Origin of the sequence: Kamptonema sp. UHCC 0994 (assembly GCF_029167235.1) — a bacterium.
Classification (GTDB): domain Bacteria; phylum Cyanobacteriota; class Cyanobacteriia; order Cyanobacteriales; family Microcoleaceae; genus Kamptonema.
The window spans coordinates 1-19,614 of record NZ_JARFTR010000174.1 but is presented as its reverse complement, the minus strand read 5'-3'; the positions used below and the strand labels follow the sequence as shown (position 1 = coordinate 19,614).

The 19,614-nt window shown below is 44.7% G+C and carries 18 protein-coding genes; 8 read left to right on the top strand and 10 right to left on the bottom strand.

Annotation, left to right across the window (positions count from 1 at the left end; all coding sequences use genetic code 11):
- Window positions 1-38: 38 nt before the first annotated feature.
- The 7 genes from PY364_RS16380 to PY364_RS16350 form a co-directional block, all read right to left on the bottom strand.
- Complete coding sequence (locus PY364_RS16380) at window positions 39-1,043, bottom strand: tetratricopeptide repeat protein (RefSeq protein WP_275524082.1); 1,005 nt, start codon at window positions 1,041-1,043, stop codon at window positions 39-41.
- A 70-nt stretch (window positions 1,044-1,113) separates the two neighbouring features.
- On the bottom strand, window positions 1,114-1,884 hold the full coding sequence (locus tag PY364_RS16375; RefSeq protein WP_275524080.1) for a BMC domain-containing protein: 771 nt from the start codon (window positions 1,882-1,884) through the stop codon (window positions 1,114-1,116).
- 173 nt (window positions 1,885-2,057) lie between these two features.
- On the bottom strand, window positions 2,058-2,684 hold the full coding sequence (locus PY364_RS16370; RefSeq protein ID WP_275524078.1) for a carbon dioxide concentrating mechanism protein: 627 nt from the start codon (window positions 2,682-2,684) through the stop codon (window positions 2,058-2,060).
- 188 nt (window positions 2,685-2,872) lie between these two features.
- Entirely contained in the window at window positions 2,873-4,522 is a 1,650-nt protein-coding gene (locus PY364_RS16365; RefSeq protein WP_275524076.1) for a ribulose bisphosphate carboxylase small subunit, read from the bottom strand.
- A gap of 78 nt (window positions 4,523-4,600) precedes the next feature.
- Window positions 4,601-4,903, bottom strand: coding sequence for a EutN/CcmL family microcompartment protein (locus PY364_RS16360; protein WP_272035739.1), 303 nt, complete (start codon window positions 4,901-4,903; stop codon window positions 4,601-4,603).
- Window positions 4,904-5,022: 119 nt separating this feature from the next.
- Window positions 5,023-5,364, bottom strand: a complete 342-nt coding sequence (locus tag PY364_RS16355) for a carbon dioxide-concentrating mechanism protein CcmK (protein WP_007357820.1) — start codon at window positions 5,362-5,364, stop codon at window positions 5,023-5,025.
- 87 nt (window positions 5,365-5,451) lie between these two features.
- On the bottom strand, window positions 5,452-5,763 hold the full coding sequence (locus PY364_RS16350; RefSeq protein ID WP_007357821.1) for a carbon dioxide-concentrating mechanism protein CcmK: 312 nt from the start codon (window positions 5,761-5,763) through the stop codon (window positions 5,452-5,454).
- A gap of 529 nt (window positions 5,764-6,292) precedes the next feature.
- On the opposite strand from PY364_RS16350, the gene PY364_RS16345 reads away from it, so the two are divergent.
- From PY364_RS16345 to PY364_RS16335, 3 genes are all read left to right on the top strand, one after another.
- On the top strand, window positions 6,293-8,167 hold the full coding sequence (locus PY364_RS16345) for an NAD(P)H-quinone oxidoreductase subunit F (protein WP_275524075.1): 1,875 nt from the start codon (window positions 6,293-6,295) through the stop codon (window positions 8,165-8,167).
- Between the two features lie 160 nt (window positions 8,168-8,327).
- Window positions 8,328-9,827 (top strand): NADH-quinone oxidoreductase subunit M, encoded by a 1,500-nt coding sequence (locus PY364_RS16340; RefSeq protein WP_275524074.1) that lies wholly within the window; start codon window positions 8,328-8,330, stop codon window positions 9,825-9,827.
- 64 nt (window positions 9,828-9,891) lie between these two features.
- Entirely contained in the window at window positions 9,892-11,064 is a 1,173-nt protein-coding gene (locus PY364_RS16335; RefSeq protein WP_275524073.1) for a CO2 hydration protein, read from the top strand.
- 56 nt (window positions 11,065-11,120) lie between these two features.
- Here PY364_RS16335 and PY364_RS16330 read toward each other — a convergent pair whose 3' ends face one another.
- Together PY364_RS16330 and PY364_RS16325 are read right to left on the bottom strand one after the other, a co-directional pair.
- Window positions 11,121-11,660 carry a DUF2231 domain-containing protein gene (locus PY364_RS16330; protein WP_275524072.1) on the bottom strand — a complete coding sequence of 180 codons (540 nt, stop codon included), beginning with the start codon at window positions 11,658-11,660 and terminating at the stop codon, window positions 11,121-11,123.
- Window positions 11,661-11,718: 58 nt separating this feature from the next.
- The gene (locus tag PY364_RS16325) at window positions 11,719-12,003 is read right to left on the bottom strand and encodes a hypothetical protein (RefSeq protein WP_275524070.1); all 285 of its coding nucleotides are present in this window, start codon (window positions 12,001-12,003) and stop codon (window positions 11,719-11,721) included.
- Between the two features lie 258 nt (window positions 12,004-12,261).
- Here PY364_RS16325 and PY364_RS16320 point away from each other — a divergent pair, with 258 nt between their 5' ends.
- Window positions 12,262-13,443: an FAD-binding oxidoreductase gene (locus PY364_RS16320; protein ID WP_275524069.1), complete on the top strand. Its 1,182-nt coding sequence runs from the start codon at window positions 12,262-12,264 to the stop codon at window positions 13,441-13,443.
- Window positions 13,444-13,807: 364 nt separating this feature from the next.
- On the opposite strand, the gene PY364_RS16315 is transcribed toward PY364_RS16320, so the two are convergent.
- Window positions 13,808-14,494, bottom strand: coding sequence for a Uma2 family endonuclease (locus PY364_RS16315; protein ID WP_275524068.1), 687 nt, complete (start codon window positions 14,492-14,494; stop codon window positions 13,808-13,810).
- Between the two features lie 209 nt (window positions 14,495-14,703).
- On the opposite strand from PY364_RS16315, the gene PY364_RS16310 reads away from it, so the two are divergent.
- The 4 genes from PY364_RS16310 to PY364_RS16295 all read left to right on the top strand — a co-directional run bounded on the left by PY364_RS16310 (window position 14,704) and on the right by PY364_RS16295 (window position 19,524).
- Entirely contained in the window at window positions 14,704-16,167 is a 1,464-nt protein-coding gene (locus PY364_RS16310; protein ID WP_275524066.1) for an RtcB family protein, read from the top strand.
- 455 nt (window positions 16,168-16,622) lie between these two features.
- Complete coding sequence (locus tag PY364_RS16305; protein ID WP_275524065.1) at window positions 16,623-18,422, top strand: ABC transporter ATP-binding protein; 1,800 nt, start codon at window positions 16,623-16,625, stop codon at window positions 18,420-18,422.
- Window positions 18,423-18,479: 57 nt separating this feature from the next.
- Window positions 18,480-18,908: a hypothetical protein gene (locus PY364_RS16300; protein ID WP_275524063.1), complete on the top strand. Its 429-nt coding sequence runs from the start codon at window positions 18,480-18,482 to the stop codon at window positions 18,906-18,908.
- Window positions 18,909-19,323: 415 nt separating this feature from the next.
- Window positions 19,324-19,524: a hypothetical protein gene (locus tag PY364_RS16295; protein WP_275524061.1), complete on the top strand. Its 201-nt coding sequence runs from the start codon at window positions 19,324-19,326 to the stop codon at window positions 19,522-19,524.
- The last annotated feature ends 90 nt before the right edge of the window (window positions 19,525-19,614 follow it).

Below are 19,614 nucleotides of genomic sequence, written 5' to 3'. Positions count from 1 at the left end.
TTACCAATTACCAATTACCAATTACCAATTACCAAATTCTAATCATTGATAAACTCACCTTCACAGATAATTTCTGCTCTATTGATCAAATCATCTGGGTCCCAAAGAGAGCCTAAAGTTGTATTGAAATATTCCCCGCCATGATTAACTTCCATACGCGGTGCTTCTTTCGAGTAAGCTTTAACATGAGGAGTGCAACGCTGCGCCTGGTAAAAGAAATAAGCTTCAGAATTGATGCACATTACATGATAAAAATCCTTATTTGCTCCCGGTGCATCTCCCAACTTATATCGTGCTAAACCTCGGTTGAGATAAGCTTTAACATAAGTAGGATCGAGCTGCACTGCTTTGTCAAAATCTTCAATTGCCAGCCTCATTTCTTTTAGTTGATAGCGCACACAACCTCGGTTATAGTAGGCATAAACATTTGTTAAATCGAGTCTGAGCGCCTCGTTATAATCCTCAATTGCTTTCAGATCCTCTCCTAAGTGGTGATAGGATAAACCACGATTGATATAACCTTTGATGTAAGTGGGATTAAGCTGTAATGTTTGATTGAAATCATCAATTGCTTTCTTCTTGTCTCCCAAAAGATAGTAAGCTCGTCCTCGATTGTAATAAGTTTTATAATTACTAGGATTAATAGCTAGGGCTCGATCGTAATCGTTAATTGCTGCTTCGTACTCTCCTAAGTTTGCCAGGACAAGCCCTCGATTATTATAAATTGCATCGCTTTGAGGATTATTTTCTAATGCGCGGTTAAGATCGTCAATAGCTTTTTGATTTTCTCCTAAATGTCGCCAAGCATTCCCTCGGTTCAAGTAAGCCTCAAACAAATCAGGGCTAATATCTAGTGCTTGGCTAAGATCTGTAATTGCTCTCTGGTAATCTTTAAGGTAATAGTAAACTAGACCGCGATTGTTATAGGTTTTGGCATCGCTAGGATTGATTGCGAGTACCTGATTGAAATCCGCGATCGCATCTTCGTAGTCTCCTTTCTTAGCTTTGTTTAAACCGCGCTTGTACAATTGTTTAATATTCATCTGTTTTCCCTCACTGTTGACTGTTAACTGTTAACTGTTAACTGTTAACTGTTAACAGTTAACTGTTGACCTATTGCTCCTCAATATACATCGGCAAGACCTCCAATTCTGGAAGCTGAATAAGTTCTTTTTCTGTTTCCTTTTCCTTAACCGATATAGGCAAAAGCACCGTTTTTGGCTTTTCAATCCAACAACTTGCTAAAGGTAAAGTTTGTTCCAAATCTTCCAAAGGCCGGGGAATTACCATCACCGCGTTTAACTCGCCAATTCGCTCAGCTTCGTACATTCCCGCCTCAACCGCCATCGCCACATCTGCTACTGCACCTCTGATAATAGCGGTACACAAACCCGATCCAATTTTCTCGTAGGCGGCTAAGTGTACCTCGGCTGACTTGAGCATAGCATCGCAAGCACCGACCATTGCCGGAAAGCCCCGTGTTTCCAGCAGGCCAATCGCTTGATTGCTCAAGCGAGAGTAACCGCCGCCGAGGGAGAGTTCAGACAATCGTGCCCCAATGGGAAGAACCTCTTCCAAATTGGGTAAAGGTCTAGCAATCACTAACTTAGAAACAAATTGCCCAAATTGTTCGGCCGTCTGAGCGCCGGACTCTACAGCTAAACGGACATCAGAAATTCTGCCACGCACGATCGCCGTACAGTAACCGCTGCCAATTTTTTCATATCCTACTAAAGTCACCCCCGCTGACTTCAGCATCATATCAGCAGTCCCAACGATCGCAGGAAAACTCCGGGTTGAGACTAAACCCAAAGCCATATCCTTAAAGCTTTGTTCGTGGTGCGATCGCTCGTAAGCGAATGGTATTGGGGTTTGCGTGTCCATCTCAGAATCTCCCTTAGAGGATATTTGCTAAAAATAAATACTTATCTATAGTTTTAGTTTGACAGAGCCCAAGGCAGATTGGCGAAATAATTATAAATTAATTGCTACGGCAAAGCATTAGCGATCGCGATGCAGCCAATAATAGCGAAGTCTGCATAAATTATAAAGGGGGACTAACCGGAACTACTAGCAGGGGGAGATTTACCGTTTTCGTTATTCTTAAAATATGCGCGGTGCGGAAACAGTGTCGTCATTAGAGTATTTATGTGAGCTTGGCCGTGCATAATCCCAAGGGAGCCCGAAGGGGATGGCGATCGCTCTTCTTCTACCGGCTCCGTTACTGGCTGTGGGATTGTCTCCGTTACTGGCGGTGCGATTGGCGGTGCTGTCGGGGACACTTCCACAGGCAGCGGAGCAAGCTCAGGAGCGTCTGGAGTTGCCGTTACTTGGCGGCTATCATCTCCAATCAAAGAACCTGCGGCTAGCATTTGCGAGTTGCCAATGGAGGGATTTAAAATTGTCGTCCCTGAGCCAATACAGGCATTAACGCCAATTTTCCCCGAACCTACAACTAGCACCCCTGTGCCTAGGATAACGCCAGATTCTACGATCAGAGTACCTCCACGGGCGTGAAGGATAGTTCCCATACCAATGCAAGCACCAGAGGCGATCGCAATTTTACTATCTGGCTCAGCTTGGAGGATGACACCAGGTGCGATCGCCGCACCCTCATCAACAGTTACATCGCCACTCACATAAATCTGAGAGTTGCTAAGTAGTTGCAGTGGCGATACGTACATTTTGCTAATTGCTAATTGCTAATGGCTAATTGCTCATTGCTAATTGCTAATTAAAAGCAGTACCTACCCAATTGAAAACTGCTATATGAGTTGTAGACACAAAGGGCAAGTTTAGCGAATATTTTTGCAACTAACAGAGAACTTCTGTATAAAACCCGCCCGCTATTATCTGGGCGGGTTCAACAGATTTAAGGACGTTGGATCAATTCTTCAAGAACCCGCCGCTTAGCTTTAGTGTCAATGCCAATCAAGCGCACATATTCACCAGAATGCTCCTTCATACAGCCTTCCAGAGCAGCCAGCACTTCAGCTTCGCGATTTGAATCAATCGGAGCGCAAGTATGCCAAGAACTGGTACGGAAGCGGCGCTGATCGGCGTGTTCCGTACCAATTTTGTAACCTTGTGCCAGTAAGTTACGTACTTTCTCCACCGTCTCTTGAGCCAAGGAACCATTACTGGAATGAGAGCTATAAGCTTTAGAGCTATAAGCTGCCGAAGCTGTTGCCCCATTAGCCTTAGCTGTTTGAGCAACAGGGCCGTCTGGTCGCTGGATAATCTCTTCGAGTACCCGCCGCTTCGCTTTGGGGTCAATCCCAATCAAGCGCACGTATTCCCCTGCGTACTGAGTCATCAGCCCCTCGATCGCCGCAATTACTTGGGCTGTGCCTGTCGCCTGAATTGACGCTCCGCTTTGCCAAGAACTGGTGCGGAAACGACGTTGGTCGGCGTGTTCAGTACCAACTTTGTAACCCTGAGCCAAAAGGCCACGTACTTGTTCAGCAACTTCTGCACTCAACTTACCACTTGACACAGAGCCACTACTCTGATTACCGTAAGCAACTTTCCCATTAGACTTCGGAGCAGTAGAGCCATTAGAGTTATTCTCCCCTGGCCGTTGGATAATTTCTTCCAAAACACGACGCTTAGCCTTGGGGTCAATCCCAATCAAGCGCACATATTCACCTTTGTGCTCGTTCATCAAAGATTCCAGAGTCGCGAAGACCTCCCCTTCCCGCTTACCTTGCAAAGAAGGCCCGCTTTGCCAAGAACTGGTGCGGAAGCGGCGCTGGTCTGCATATTCTGTTCCAATGTTGTAACCTTGAGCCAAGAGGTTGCGTACCTGCTCAACAGTTTGCTGATTCAATTGGCTACTTGACGAGCCTGCATAGCTAGTTTGCATCTTCGGCGACCCATTTTTAGATGATGATTTATTCCGTTCGTCACGAAGCGGCGATATGCACGCGATGTTATCAGCGCAGCGATAACCTGCTCTGAGAGCATCATTAATTCCCACTACGTGGCGGGCAAAATGCAAATCCGCGTCGTGCACATCCGGCAAGCGGTCAGCTTGTTGTTGGTTAGTAATGATTGCTCCCGAAGGCACATACTTACCTTCGGGAATTTCCACATCCTGAATTAGCGCGTGCATCATTATAATGCAGCCATTATTCACCCTGGCATTAAACACAGTTGAGCGAAAGCCGATGAAGCAATCGTCACCGACATAAGCCGGACCGTGAATTAATGCCATGTGGGTAATAGAAGTATTTTTCCCAATCCAAACGGAATAAGACTTGCCATCGTCCCCTTCTACTCTGCCTTGCTCTAAACCGTGAATCACTACTCCGTCTTGAATGTTGGTGCCGTCCCCAATATGGAAAGGAGTACCTTCATCAGCCCGGATAGATGTTCCCGGAGCAACCATCACGTTAGAGCCAACTTGCACGTCTCCAATAATATTGGAAAAAGAATGCACGTAGGCTGTATCGTGAATTTTTGGCTCAGCTAAGTTCTTCGACCAAGGAGTCGGGGGAGCCGCAATGCTGCGGACTGCCATAATTACATTTCTCCTACATTGAAAAAATTTTTTGTTAACAGTTAACAGTTAACAGTTAACAGTTAACAAATTGCATAACTAGCGGGAATCGTCTTTTTTACTGTAAATGAGGCGATTTTCTACACTGACAGTATCAATAATCCCAACTACGAGAGCGTCTATCGGACGATGTTCGTTCCCTTCTGCTTGACGGGCGGCGCTGCCGCGAGTAACTAGAACCCACTCATCAAAACCAGCGCCCACACTATCTGCTGCCACCTCATATCCCGGCATGGGTGCACCTTCCTCATCTATAAACTGCAACAGCAGCAGTTTTGCTCCTCTGAGACTTGGCTCTTTTTGGTTACTGACAACTGTGCCGCGAACTTTGGCAATTTGCATTTTGATGGGATTGGGAAGTTTTGATGTGTGAAATACTAAGTCTCAAGTCTGAAGTCTCAAATCTCAAGTCTGAAGTCTAAAATCGAGTTTTATCCTTCATGCTTCAGTGATGCTCCGTCTTATGGTCTATTCAGAGGGCGAATGCCGCTGACGCTTTCCCGGAACTGTTCGACAGCTTCGGTGTAGCGGATGGGTAGGACGTATTCTAGGTTTTCGTGAGGGCGAGCGATGATGTGGGTAGACAAAACTTGTCCGCCATTCACACGCTTGACTGACTCAACGCCAGCGGCGACTGAGGCTTGCACTTCCGAGACATCGCCCCGGACAATTACTGTCACGCGAGCACTACCGATTTTTTCATAGCCTACGAGGGTGACGCGGGCGGCTTTTACCATCGCGTCGGCGGCTTCTACCACTGCGGGAAAACCGAGGGTTTCGATCATGCCTACTGCAATTGCCATTTGTTTTGGACTCCTAAATTAAGATTTGCAGAAATATTACGTTTGAGAAAAAGGGGTTGCAGCTTGCTTGAGGGCGAAGTTGCAATTTTAGTAGCCTCGGAATTGTTCTACGGCTTCGGTGTAGCGAATGGGCAGAACGTATTCGAGGTTTTCGTGGGGGCGGGCGATGATGTGGGTGGAAACTACTTCTCCGCCGTTTACCCGCTTGACTGACTCAACGCCAGCGGCGACTGAGGCTTGCACTTCTGAGACATCGCCCCGGATGATGACTGTCACGCGGGCGCTGCCGATTTTTTCATAGCCTACTAAGGTGACGCGCGCAGCTTTCACCATCGCGTCAGCGGCTTCGACTATAGCCGGGAAGCCCTTTGTTTCAATCATTCCAACAGCAATTGACATATTTTATCTCCTTTGAGATTTAGCAGAATCAAAGGTGCAAATCTTTGAGGTTTCTGAAAATTTGGACGGGAAGCTCCCCCCATTTCAGCCTGGGAAAACGGTTTTAACGTTACCTATTTTAAGAATACGAGAATGGGGGCCCGTTGACAATATAAACCGCCATTATAATTTTTAATAAGAAAAATTAAATTTAGTAATCAGTTGATTAACTTAATAATTCTTTAATAAAGTTAATATTGATAGTAGTGTTTGCCTCCGATTATCAGAATTATACTGTAATTTGTTGGATAAGTAAATATGCTTAAGTTCAGTTAATTTTGTGGGATAGGGCAGATTTTAGGCGATCGCTCTTTCTACTATTTACCGCTGAAAGCTGTATGCTTAAACACAAGAAAAAATGTTTTGCCAAAACCCTATAATCCAACTTTGGTCTGACTTCTAGAGTTTATAGGACTTGGGCGGCAGATCCCCCAACCCCCGGATCTTCGCGGGGGCAGTTTTTCAAAGTGAAATTTCAAGGATAAATTCAATGACTCAGTTCCTCCTGCAAACCTGTTGGTGGATACCTTTATACGGCTTGTTGGGTGCGGTTTTGACCTTGCCTTGGTCAACTGGGAGCGTCCGCAGAACAGGCCCTCGGCCGGCGGCCTACTTTAATTTATTGATGACTGTGTTGGCCTTTGTACATGGGTCAATTTTATTCAGGGCGACTTGGGGCCAAGATCCTCAACAGTTACTCCTGCATTGGCTACAAGTGGGTGATTTAGATTTGTCTTTTGCTCTGGAAATCTCCTCCTTGAGCGTGGGTGCGATGGAGTTGGTGACTGGTTTGAGCTTGATGGCGCAAATCTATGCCTTGGGATACATGGAAAAAGATTGGGCTCTGGCTCGTTTTTTTGCGCTATTGGGCTTTTTTGAAGGGGCGATTAGCGGGATTGCGATCAGTGATTCGCTGTTTCTAACTTATGCTTTGCTGGAAATGTTGACGCTTTCGACTTATCTACTGGTGGGGTTCTGGTACGCCCAACCGCTGGTGGTAACGGCTGCTAGGGATGCGTTTTTGACGAAGCGGGTAGGTGATGTGTTGCTGCTGATGGGGGTGGTGACGCTTTCGACATTGGCGGGGAGTTTGAATTTTGCGGATTTAGAACGTTGGGCGCAAACTGCGACTTTACCGCCGCTGACGGCGACTTTGTTAGGTTTGGCTTTGATTGCTGGGCCAGTTGGTAAGTGCGCTCAATTTCCGCTGCATTTGTGGCTGGATGAGGCGATGGAAGGGCCGAGTCCGGCTTCTATTTTGCGGAATACAGTGGTGGTGGCGACGGGGGCTTATGTGCTGATTAAGCTACAGCCTGTTTTAGCGCTGTCGCCGCTGACTGGTATGACTTTAGAGATTATTGGGACGGTGACTGCGATCGGGGCTTCGCTGGTGGCGATCGCCCAAATTGATATTAAGCGGGCATTTTCCCATTCTACGAGTGCTTATTTAGGTTTGGTGTTCATCGCAGTAGGGCAGAATCATGTAGATATAGCTCTGCTGTTGCTATTTACCCATGCGATCGCCAAGGCCCTAATATTTATGAGCGTTGGCTCCATCATTTTAACAACTAACACTCAAGACTTGACAGAAATGGGCGGTTTGTGGTCGAAAATGCCGGCGACAACGATCGCTTACCTTGTCGGCGCTGCGAGTATGGTAGCCCTACTACCCCTAGGTAGTTTTTGGGCAATGCGGCGCTGGATTCATGGTTTCTGGACAGTTCCTTGGTGGCTAGTTGCAGTGTTGCTGTTGGTAAATTGTTTAACAGCTTTAAATTTAACTCGCGTGTTTGGTTTGGTGTTTGCGGGAAAACCGCAGCCGAAAACTCGCAGAGCTCCAGAGGTAGCATGGCCGATGGCTTTGCCAATGGTATCTATGACAGTGGTAGCGCTATTAATGCCTGTGATGTTGCAGAAGTGGCAGTTATTAATTAGTTGGACGGGCCCTTGGGTTGATACTTCTGATGTTTTTTCTTGGGAAGAAGTTATTAATCAGTTAGAGGTACCTTTGTTGGCACTTTCTGGTTTTGTTGGGGCGGTAATTGGAGGTGCAATTTACATTTACGATTTCTGGCCGAAACCAGTACGTCTACCGAGTAAGTATTTGCAGGATTTGTTTGCTTATGGCTTCTATATTGACCGGGTTTATCGGTTAACTGTAGTGTTGGCAGTTGAGGCGATTTCAAAAGCTAGTGCTTGGGTTGACCGCTATGCGATCGATGGAGTGGTTAATTTATTTGGTTTGGCTACTCTTTTTGGAGGTGAAGGTTTGAAATATGGCGTTACTGGGCAGTCACAATTTTATGTCCTAACTATTATTGTGGGGGTAGGGATGTTGTTATTCTTGATGATTGGAATTTTTTAACAGCCGATTAAAGCAGATGAATGTAGAGATTGAGTGATTTGCGTTTGTCTGCGTTTTAGGTTTTAATGGATTAGGGTTATTTTGCAAATTAGCAGAATAGATTTTGAGCCGATCTGTCTTAAATTTAATAGGTTTTGAAATAGGGGGGGGGATTTAATTGATGCTTAGTGCTTTAATCTGGATACCAATATTAGGAGCGGCTATCATTGGGTTTTGGCCAGGAGTAATCGCGCCTAACATTTCTCGGAAGATCGCGTTCGCAATTTCCGGTGCAGCTTTTCTTTGGTCTGCATTCTTAGCAACTCAGTTTGATGCTAATTTCAGCGGTTTACAGTTTTCTGAATTTCTTCCCTGGATCGAACCCTTGGGATTAAACTACAACCTCGGCGTTGATGGCTTATCTTTGCCTTTGATAATTTTAAATACCTTATTAACAGGTATAGCCATTTATAGCACAGATGAATCCATCCGCAGACCTAGAGTTTATTATGCTTTAATACTGCTGATTACTGGCGGTGTTTCTGGTGCATTCTTAGCTCAAAATTTGCTGCTTTTCTTTCTATTTTTTGAGATAGAGCTGATCCCCCTTTATCTGTTAATTGCCATCTGGGGAGGCGCTCGCAGAGGCTATGCAGCTACTAAATTTTTGCTCTACACTGCGGTTGCTGGAATTTTGGTATTAGCATCTTTCTTAGGTGTAGTTTGGCTCAGTGGTGCTTCTACGTTTGATTTAGAAGCTTTGCAAACATCTTCTTTGCCCATAAAAACCCAAGTCATTTTACTATCTGGGATTTTGGTAGCATTTGGAATTAAAATTCCTCTAGTACCCTTTCATACTTGGCTTCCTGATGCTCACGTTGAAGCTTCAACACCAGTTTCAGTATTACTAGCAGGCGTACTACTGAAATTAGGTACTTATGGTATGTTGCGCTTTGGGTTATGTTTATTTCCAGAAGCGTGGGGGATCGTATCTCCTTGGCTAGCGAGTTGGGCAGTTGTCAGCATTCTTTATGGGGCAAGTTGCGCGATCGCGCAAAAAGACATGAAAAAAATGGTAGCCTATAGTTCTATCGCCCATATGGGTTATATCCTATTAGGAAGTGCCGCTGCAACTCCCGTGAGCTTAATCGGAACTGTCTTACAAATGGTCAGTCACGGTTTAATTTCTGGGCTACTATTTCTCACCGTCGGCGTTGTTTACAAAAAATCCGGCAGTCGCGATTTAGACATCATCAAAGGTTTACTCAATCCCGAACGAGGATTGCCAATGATTGGCAGTTTAATGATTTTAGGAGTAATGGCAAGTGCAGGCATCCCCGGTATGTCTGGATTCATTGCCGAATTTTTGGTATTTCGGGGTAGTATGCCAGCATTTCCCGTGCAAACATTGCTGTGCATGATTGGCACGGGCTTAACTTCAGTATACTTTTTAATCATGGTCAACCGCGCCTTTTTCGGCCGACTTTCCGATTTAGTGATTAACTTACCGCAAGTAATGTGGCGGGATCGCATTCCGCCAATAATACTAACTGTAATTATTGTCATTTTAGGAGTGCTGCCCTCAGTAGTAGTGAGACTCAGCGAGGCCACAGTCACAGCAATGGTAGCGCCAGTGCATTCTGTAGTTCAACTATCCCAAAGCTTTGAATCAAAGCTTTAGTAAACAAGCATCTCATTCCTTAATAATAAGAAAAGATAAAAATAGTTATAGAGGGTGAACCCAGATGACAAGAACCGCATTAAAACCATCTACCCATATTCTAAGCGCTTACATCGAACGTTTAGAATCTGGAGAAGCTTTACTTCCAGACTCAGCCGAAAATATCGTAGAAGTTGTAGGGATTCTAAAAAGTTACGGTGTGGTAATCGGTGCTTATTCCGACAATCTAATCTACATCGCCGACCATCAATTTTTAGAACTTTTCCCCTTTTTTAAATACTTTAATGGCGAAATTAATCTGCCTAAATTGCTACGTTACTTATGGCACGATCGCATCAATTATGAGTATGCCGAGTATTGTATGAAAACGATGCTTTGGCACGGGGGTGGCGGTTTAGATACTTATTTAGATTCCCCAGAATTTAGCCGCCTCGCTGAAAAGGCAATCAAAGCTAAACTTAAAGGCAATTGGCCGATTCAAGGACTCAATCAACTATTCCCAGATTTTTTGCCTGAACAAGTGCGAGTGCTAGCTTACTACAGCGGTTTAGGGCAATTCTGGCGAGTGATGAGCGATATGTTTATTGCCTTATCCGATCGCTATGACAACGGAGAAATTAAATCAATTCCAGAAGTTGTAGAACATATTAAATCTGCTTTAGTAAAGGCGGCAAATAACCCGATTACCTACAGGGTTAAAATTGGAAATGAAGTCTATGATATCATTCCTGCTGCTGCTGGCTTGACATTTTTAGCAGATACCGCCGTGCCTTATGTCGAAGCAATTTTCTTCCGGGGAACTCCTTTCTTTGGGGTAACTTCCTATAATGCTCAAGCTCATCAAATTTCCTCAAATCAAGCAGAATTTGCCTACGGTGCTTTATATGCTGACCCTTTGCCGATAGGAGGAGCGGGGATTCCGCCAACTCAAGCAATGCAGGATATGCGTCATTTTTTGCCAGAGTATTTACACGAAATTTATCGCATCAGTTGCCGAGGTGAAGATGATTTGCGGGTGCAAATTTGTCAGAGTTTTCAGAAGTCAATGTTTTGCGTGACGACGGCCGCAATTTTAGGGCTAGCACCTTATCCGATGGATACTTCTGATGCAGAGGAACAAAAGGCTAATCGGGCTTATTTGGAAAATTGGATGGATCGATTTGTGAAGTCTCAATTAGCTCAAGTTAATAAGCCAACTGATAGGGCGTGTCAACTTTTCCCAGAAAGAAAGAGTTAGAATTACAGTTAACAGTTAACTGTTAACTGTTAACTGTTAACTGTTGGTATTAGTAGCTAGCGAATTGGGCTACTAGAGCCGATCACACCAACCTTGTGCCGGAAGGTCAGTTCGCCACCAAACCAACCAGTAATTCCTAACAAAGTTGCGACAATGATAGAAATTGTCATACCTATTGGTAATATAGCTGCGATTGGATCGCCAAGGCGCATTACCCAATTAATCAGGGACAATACTAAGGCTGTAACATTACCAGCCATGTGCAACCAGCCAGCACTGCGATCGCGGACTCTTTTAATTCTTGAGAAGTCCAAAAAGCCCGTAATTCCTGCTAAAATACCACTCACAAAACCTGCGCCAATCAGCCAAACTGATGCTCTCGCCCAAAAGGGATCGCTTGTCAGCCAATAGCCGATATCACTACCCGCAGCTCCCACTAAAAATGCAACTGGGAAGATTACAATTACGGGGTGGAGGGGATGACCTGCAATGTTAAGGGAACTGGTTATGCCACTGTCATTATACTCGGAATCTAGACTTTCCAAAATCGGTGGGATATTTGGGAAAGGTGCAGTATCTCTTTGATTTATTTCCATGATTTCTCCGTTAAATAAGTGTTGAAAGAGTTAAGAGATTCTGATTGTGGAATGAAATTTACGACCACACGCGCTCACCATTTTCATCAGTACGAGCTTGTCTAATTACATCGGAAATTTCTTCAGCATCCTTGACGTGGTGAAGAGCTTTCTTTTCCTCGTCCGGTTCTTCGACAATAAAGTAAGTAGGAACTGTAATATTGTCTCCTGTGATGTCGGGAACATGATCTACGGCCAGTTGCTGGGCTTTTTCTTCGATGGATTGGGGCTGATCGGAGATACGATCGCCGGGATTTGTGGCGCGATTAATGTCGTTAATTGCTTTAGGATTGTCGCTACTCATAAATTCCTCTTGGGTGTTTCAAATTTTTTCGTTTTACATTCTTGCTTTTGCGTTATCCGCAGGGTTTCCCGTGATTTTAGCTGCCGATCTAGCAAGAGTTTACTTTTGGTGTAAGATTACGTACTATTGAACAAAAAAATGCCACCGGAAAGCATCTCTCAAGGGGGGTAAGTTTCAGCCACCGACATCGAAGGCGATGTCTTCCTGCGGGCATATTTTTGTTTAAAATTGTATAAATCCGCAACTCTCAACTACATAATGAAAACTTTCGACTGGATTATTGTCGGCGCTGGGATTACAGGTGCAACTCTTGGTTACGAACTGGCAAAAAAAGGTTTGACGGTATTATTATTAGAGCAAAATGATTTAGTAAAAAATGCTACCCGGTTTAGTTACGGTGGTCTTGCGTTTTGGTCTGGTACGACAGATTTAACTCGTCAATTGTGTCACGAGGGAATTGAAATTCACCGCTATTTATCTGAAGAGTTAGATACCGATACTCAGTTTCGAGAACTAGATTTGTTGTTGACAATTGCTGCTGTTGACGATCCTGAAAAAGTTGCTGCTAGCTACGCGCAGTTTGCGATCGCGCCTCGGCTTTTGAGTGTTGAGGCGGCTTGCGAGTTGGAACCTCTGCTGAATCCAAAGGCGATCGCGGGTGCTCTTACTGTCCCGCACGGTCATATTTCGCCAACAGCAACAACTCAGGGTTACTGCGATCGCTTTGTAGGTTTGGGTGGTTCCATCGAATTTGTTCAGGTGAGAGGATTTGTCCGGGAAGGCGATCGCGTTTCTGGAGTTAAAACGGCGACGGAGACTTATCTGGCGGAGAATGTGGCGGTTTGCGCTGGTGGTTTGAGTCGAATGCTGTTAAAAACAGCAGGGATTCCTCTGCGACTGTATTTCACCCGCGCTGAGATGTTGGAAATACCGCCTGAAATTGGGGGTGAGGTGAAAGTGCGATCGTTAATCATGCAAGCAGTGCTCCAACGTTTCCCAATGGAAGCGGCGGCGAGTGCAATTGAGGTAGATGCGCTGTGGGATCAACCCGGAAACCTGCTAGCAGCGCCAGTGTTAGATGCGGGTGCGATTCAATTCCAAGATGGTAGCATCCGTATGGGGCAATTATCTCGCGTGTTAAGCGATCCAGATGCTACTGTCGATCGCGCTGAAAGTGAGGCCGCAATTCGCGCAGGTGTGGGCAAATTTTTACCTGCTTTAGAAAAGTTACCGGGTACTTGGTATGATTGTTTAGTAGCTTTTAGTTGCGATCGCCTGCCTTTAATTGGCGCAATTCCTAATGTTGAGGGAATACATATATTTTCTGGATTTAGTAATCCTTTAGTATTTGTACCGCCTCTAGCTAAGCGATTTGCTAATTGTGCTGTGGGTGGAGATGATGAATTTATTCTACAATTATCTCCGGGTCGTTTTACTTAGTTGATATGTTTTTAAATTATTGAGAACTTACGCAAAGAAACCGGGTTTCTTAGAAAAATACCTGATTCTCAATTAAATATCTACGAAGAAACCCGGTTTCTGACCTCGCCACTAATATTGTTGCTGCATAACTTTTTAGAATTGATATTATATCATGTCCGCTTAAATACTTGTCATTTTAAATACTTGTCATTGCGAGCCAAGCGAAGCAATCGCCTAGTCTCTGCGATTGCTTCGGGATTAGTTTGCTTCGCCGAGCTCGCAACACCCTCAGATTGCTTCGGAAGCCTCGCAACTGCGCTTCGCTTGACGCGCTTCGCTTGGCTCGCAATGACAGATCGTAAGTAATTTGCCGGACATGATATTACTCTGCACTCAGACTAGCGATCGCCTGTGCAAACCATCCCGCTGCACTAATATTAGTTCCCTGATTTAAACGTTCTAAAGTTTCTTCTAGTAAAGCAATTGGCAACCCCTCTAAAGCTACAGACTCTTGGATTTGTGCGTAATTTCCAGTTGACTGTAACCGGAATGCAAAAACTCGTTTTCCCTTAACATCAATTGCCCAATATTCAGGGATACCTAAATCTGCATAGAGTTTTTTCTTTTCATCTAAATCAGTAGCTAAAGTAGTATCTCCAACTTCGCCTACTAAATCGGGAACTCGCCATTGATTCAAATTAATTCGGCGTGGTTCCCCTTCTTGCCATTGCGGTACACCTTCACCGATATATAAGACTAAATCTGGCGATGCGGCTCGCGTGTTTGGCTTTTCGATTAAACAACCACCTAAATCGCTGGCTGTTTGTTCGCTAAAGCGGTTGAACCAGAAACAAAATAGCATTGCAAAAAGACGAGCAATACTAGCATGATTAATTCCTTCACCACTCATATCATCAACAAAAAGGTAGTTGCCATTAAAGAACAGTCTGACTTTCTCAGAGGTAGGATCGTCGCGATATACCAAATAATCCTCCCAAGTAGCAGGTATCCACTTGGGAAACTCATTAGCGATCGCGCCTTGGCGGAATTGGGAAATTAAAGTAGTCATAGGTTAAGGCTACAGCGAACTATTACTGTAATTTTAACTTTTTTGTCATGCAGTTGACATCTCTAAAATTATATGGCACAATCTAGTTAATGTAAAAAGTTGCCTTCAACTTTTCTACAAAAAGACTGCGGCTGCTGAACCTAAGTCTTTTAACTCTTCAAAAATTATCTCTTCATGGAGGTTGCTCTGCAACTTGCCAGAAACTACTTATGCAGCAGCCAAAAAATCTAAATCGGCTCCTGCGAGCTTTAGCTCGTGAGGGTTTGGATGTCAGTTACAACAACAAAGTTTACTCGATTTGTCTCAATAGTTCCCTAAAATTTGACGGGGACGATCGCGCGGCTAAAACAGCAGAAATTTTGCTCCCAGAGGGTTTCCCAGTGGAAGCAAAAGCGCTTAAACAATTGGCGAATTTAGCACAAGTTCGCCATCCCAAAGGCGGTTGTGTTTGCTGCGCGATCGCGACTCCAGACTTCCATCCCGGAGATGCAGGAGTCGCGATCGGTTCCGTAGTCGAAACCCAAGGAATTATCGTTCCCGCTGCTGTCGGTTCCGACATCAACTGCGGGATGCGTTTGCACGTCGCCGACTTGACGATCGATCGCTTCCTAGAAAAGCGCGATCGCTTTGTAGAATTGATGAAAGGCGACTACTTTTTCGGCACTCGTGATGTCACCATGACAGCCAAAACCGCCCGTTCCATGTTCCAATACGGCATTCCCGGATGGCTGGATGGTATGCTGGATAAGGCAACTGGCAGCGCGATCGATTCTGACTGGGAACAGTTGACCAAGGAGTGCGATCGCGTCTATTTAAGCGGTTCCATGAATGGGGACGTAAAATGGGCCCCCGCCGAACTCGTACCCAGCAGTGGAATCGTCCGCGACGGCGGACTTGCAACCATCGGCGGCGGTAATCATTTCGTAGAAATTCAGGTAGTTGAGGAAGTTGTAGACAAGGCTTATGCTTACAATTGGGGAGTGCGATCGGGTCAACTCGCCTTTATGATTCACTCAGGATCGCGCAATGTTGGCAAATACATCGGCGGAATGTGGCGCGATCGCGCACGGGAAGCCTGGCCAAAGCACCTCAAAACCCCCGAATCTCGGCTTTTCCCCCTTTCAGTCCACGACACCCCCAACCTCGTTGCAGACTACTTACAAGCAGAAGCAACCGCTGCTAACTACGGTTTTCTCAACCGCCTGCTGCTAGCAGAATTGCTACGTTTGCGACTGCGACAAGTTTACGGCGATATCGAGGCCCCTCTAGTCTACGATTTACCCCACAATATCACCTTAGCTGAAGGTGCCGACTGGGTAACGCGCAAAGGCGCTTGTCCCGCCCATTCTGGACAACCTGCGATCGTCCCCGGTTCAATGGGTGCGCCGTCTTATCTGTTAGTTGGCCTCGGAAATCCACAATTTCTTAATTCAGCATCTCACGGTGCAGGTAGAGCGCGATCGCGCTTCGATCTCACCCGCCAAGGTGCAGACAAAACAGAAGAAAACTTGGGTTTAACCGGAGTAGATTGCATCACTCTACGGGAGGAGCGTAGAATAGAAGAAGCACCAGCCGCCTACAAACCAATTCAACCAGCGATTAATGCTCAAGTTGAAGCTAAAATGGTTGACATCGTGGCTATAATGCAGCCAGTGCTGACATTTAAAGCGTAATTAAACACGCTCTAGGTACGTCAAAATCAAAGCAGTTGTTGACTCTTAATCTACCCGTTAGGCGATCGGCGATAAAAGTCCCCGCTTAATAGCGAAAGTCGGTTAAAATTCAGATATTGTACCATTCTCTTATCACCCGCCAGGGGTTAAAACCCCCGTCTAACAGCAAAAGTCGGTTAAAACCGACTGAACAACTGAAATGAAGGTTTTTAGTCCACTAAGCGAGGACTTTCGCTAGAAGACAGGGTTTTTAACCCCTGGCAGTTGTTGCCACTGGTGTAAGATATGAATGAATTAAAATAGAGTAAATGTAAGAATGAAAGAGGAAGAATTTAGAACAAATAAAACATTATATTCTGGCTTCCGCCTCATTCTTCCACAGTCGGTTTTAACCCCTGGCAGGTGATAAGAGGTAGTACAAAATAAGAAATTTACCCACTTACCTAAATCCTAAATTGTCACCAAATCCCTCTAAATCTACACCCCCTCTCAATCGCCTGCTCAAATATGGACGACGTTACCGCGTGCAAATTTGGCTGGCAAGTATTTGCTCAATTTTAAATAAAATTTTCGACTTAGCACCGCCAGCATTAATCGGTGCAGCAGTTGACGTAGTAGTAAAAAAAGAAGATTCATTCATCGCTCAATGGGGCGTACAAGATGTCTTTTCCCAACTCTTAATACTTACTCTTCTCAGTTTCATTATTTGGGGACTGGAATCTGTTTTTGAATATGCCTACGATTGGTTCTGGCGAAATTTGGCTCAGAACATTGAACATGACTTACGGATCAATGCCTATAGTCACCTCCAAGAATTAGAATTAGCTTACTTTGAAGAGCGGAGCTTAGGTGGATTGATGTCTGTACTGAACGATGATATCAATCAATTGGAGCGCTTTTTAGATGCTGGTGCAAATGACTTGCTCCAACTCGTAACGACAGTGATAATTGTTGGGGGCGCTTTCTTTCTGGCATCTCCAAACGTAGCTTGGTTGGCGATGTTACCCATGCCATTTATTATCTGGGGTTCCATTGCTTTTCAGGGCTATCTCGCTCCCCGTTATGCCGATGTGCGCGAGAAAGTAGGCTTACTTAACGGCCAATTAGCAAATAACTTAAGCGGAATTACAACAATTAAAAGTTTTACCTCAGAAGAGTATGAAATTAAGCGAATTGAGAAAGAAAGCGAAGCTTATCGGCAAAGTAATCGTCGGGCAATCATGCTTTCTGCTGCTTTTATTCCTGTAATTCGAGTGATTGTTTTATTAGGTTTTACAGCTACTTTGCTAGTGGGTGGGATGGAAACAGTCGCCGGCAGAATGTCTGTCGGTACTTATAGCGTACTGGTATTTTTAACACAGCGATTGCTTTGGCCTTTGACTCGGTTGGGGGACACTCTCGATCAGTATCAGCGGGCGATGGCTTCTACAAATCGAGTGATGAATTTACTGGATACTCCGATTGCAATTCCCACTGGAGATATGCGGTTGCCAGTTAGTGCTGTCAGGGGAGATTTGGAATTTGAAAATGTCACCTTTGCCTATCATCAAAGACAGCCAGTAATTCGGTATTTTTCTCTGAAGATTCCAGCGGGTAAAACTATTGCTATTGTCGGTTCGACTGGTTCTGGAAAAAGTACGCTCGTAAAATTATTATTAAGGTTTTACGAGGTACAATCAGGTAGAATTACGCTGGATGGAATTGACTTAAATAAACTCAATTTGAAGGATTTACGGCGGGCGATTGGGTTAGTAAGTCAGGATGTGTTTTTATTTCACGGTACGGTAGCAGAAAATATCGCCTATGGCACTTTTGATGCAACACCTAAACAAATCGCAGTAGCGGCTAAAATTGCGGAAGCTGAGGAATTTATTAAGGAATTGCCGCAAGGTTATGAAACAATTGTAGGGGAGCGCGGTCAAAAATTATCGGGGGGACAGAGACAGCGGATTGCGATCGCACGGGCAGTTTTGAAGAATCCGCCAATTTTAATCCTTGATGAAGCGACATCGGCCGTAGATAATGAAACTGAGGCAGCAATTCAGCGATCCCTGGAACGGATTACGAAAAATCGGACAACGATCGCGATCGCACACCGTCTTTCTACCGTCCGCAATGCTGACTGTATCTATGTAATGGAACAGGGAAGGCTGGTAGAATGGGGAAGGCACGAACAACTACTCGAACAAAATGCAGTTTATGCAGCACTTTGGCGCGTACAATCTGGTTTAAAATCAAATATTGTAGGGGAGTAAGTAGGTGGATCGGGACTTATTATTATCTCCCGAATTGACAATAAACAAGAGGATAAAATGTTATTATTTGGTGTCCCTCCGCAGGATCAAGACGAAAACAACTGGCGACGTAAATTAGATAAATTTATCAAAGCTAATCAGCAAGAAATAGCGGCTTTAGCTTGGGGGTTATTATTAGAACGCGGTAAAGAAAGCGATCAAACTCTGGGAATTGATATTGAACCCACACCACATTTTGTATATTGTAGTAGAGAGGCGATAGAAACGCTGAACCGGAATGTTAAGGATCATATTCAGGAGATTTTGGGAGTTTTAGATGCTCACAATCCTGAGAAAGAAGTGGTGATTATTAGCATTGGTGAAGGTCAAGTTAAAATGATCCAATTTGAACCGGAACCCTCACCTGCTGCTTGTTTTGAGGAAGCTGCAACGGACGTAGATACATTGCTAGAACGTCTAGAAAAGGGCATGAAGGACTGTATATAGCAATCAATTATGTCCTAACCGCCAAGATGGCTAGGGGCTAGGGGCTAGGGGCTAGGGGCTAGGGGAAGAAGGGAAAGAAGGGGAAGAAGGGAATAGAATCAGCGAGTTTGGTGGAACTCAGAACGTTCTAATCGCCTTGGTGACTGCTATAACTGTTACAAGATATGAGTTACAAGCCTTTTCCCAGATGCTGAAAAAAAAATTTTCCCAACCCCTTGACAGTCTTGTAGTGTTTGTGTAGTATGTAGATGTGGCAAGTAGAGGAGAGGTCAAAAACCTCTACAGCAAAAGCCCTATCTGAACCTTGACAACTAAATATCAATCAATCTTAGAACGAACATTATTACAGAACAGACAAGCTACCAAATCCAAAATCCAAAATCCAAAATCCAAAATATTCATAGGAGGTGTCAGCATGGTTCATATTCGTTTTGAAGGGCGTTCTTACGATGTCGCAGAGGAACAGCTAGGCATCACGCCCAATATGAATGATGGAGCCGTTAAAGAACGACTTGCACAGCATTTTGATGTCGCGCGCGATCGCTTTAGTTCTTACGTCTTAGATCGTCGTCCTACAGGCGATTTGATTATACGCCCAGAGGCAGTTTACGGCTAATTTCTGCCAATTATTAACGTCTAATTGTAGTTAGTAATTTAGGACTTACGCATTACTTATGTAACGCCGCCATCTTGGCGGTGACTTGAC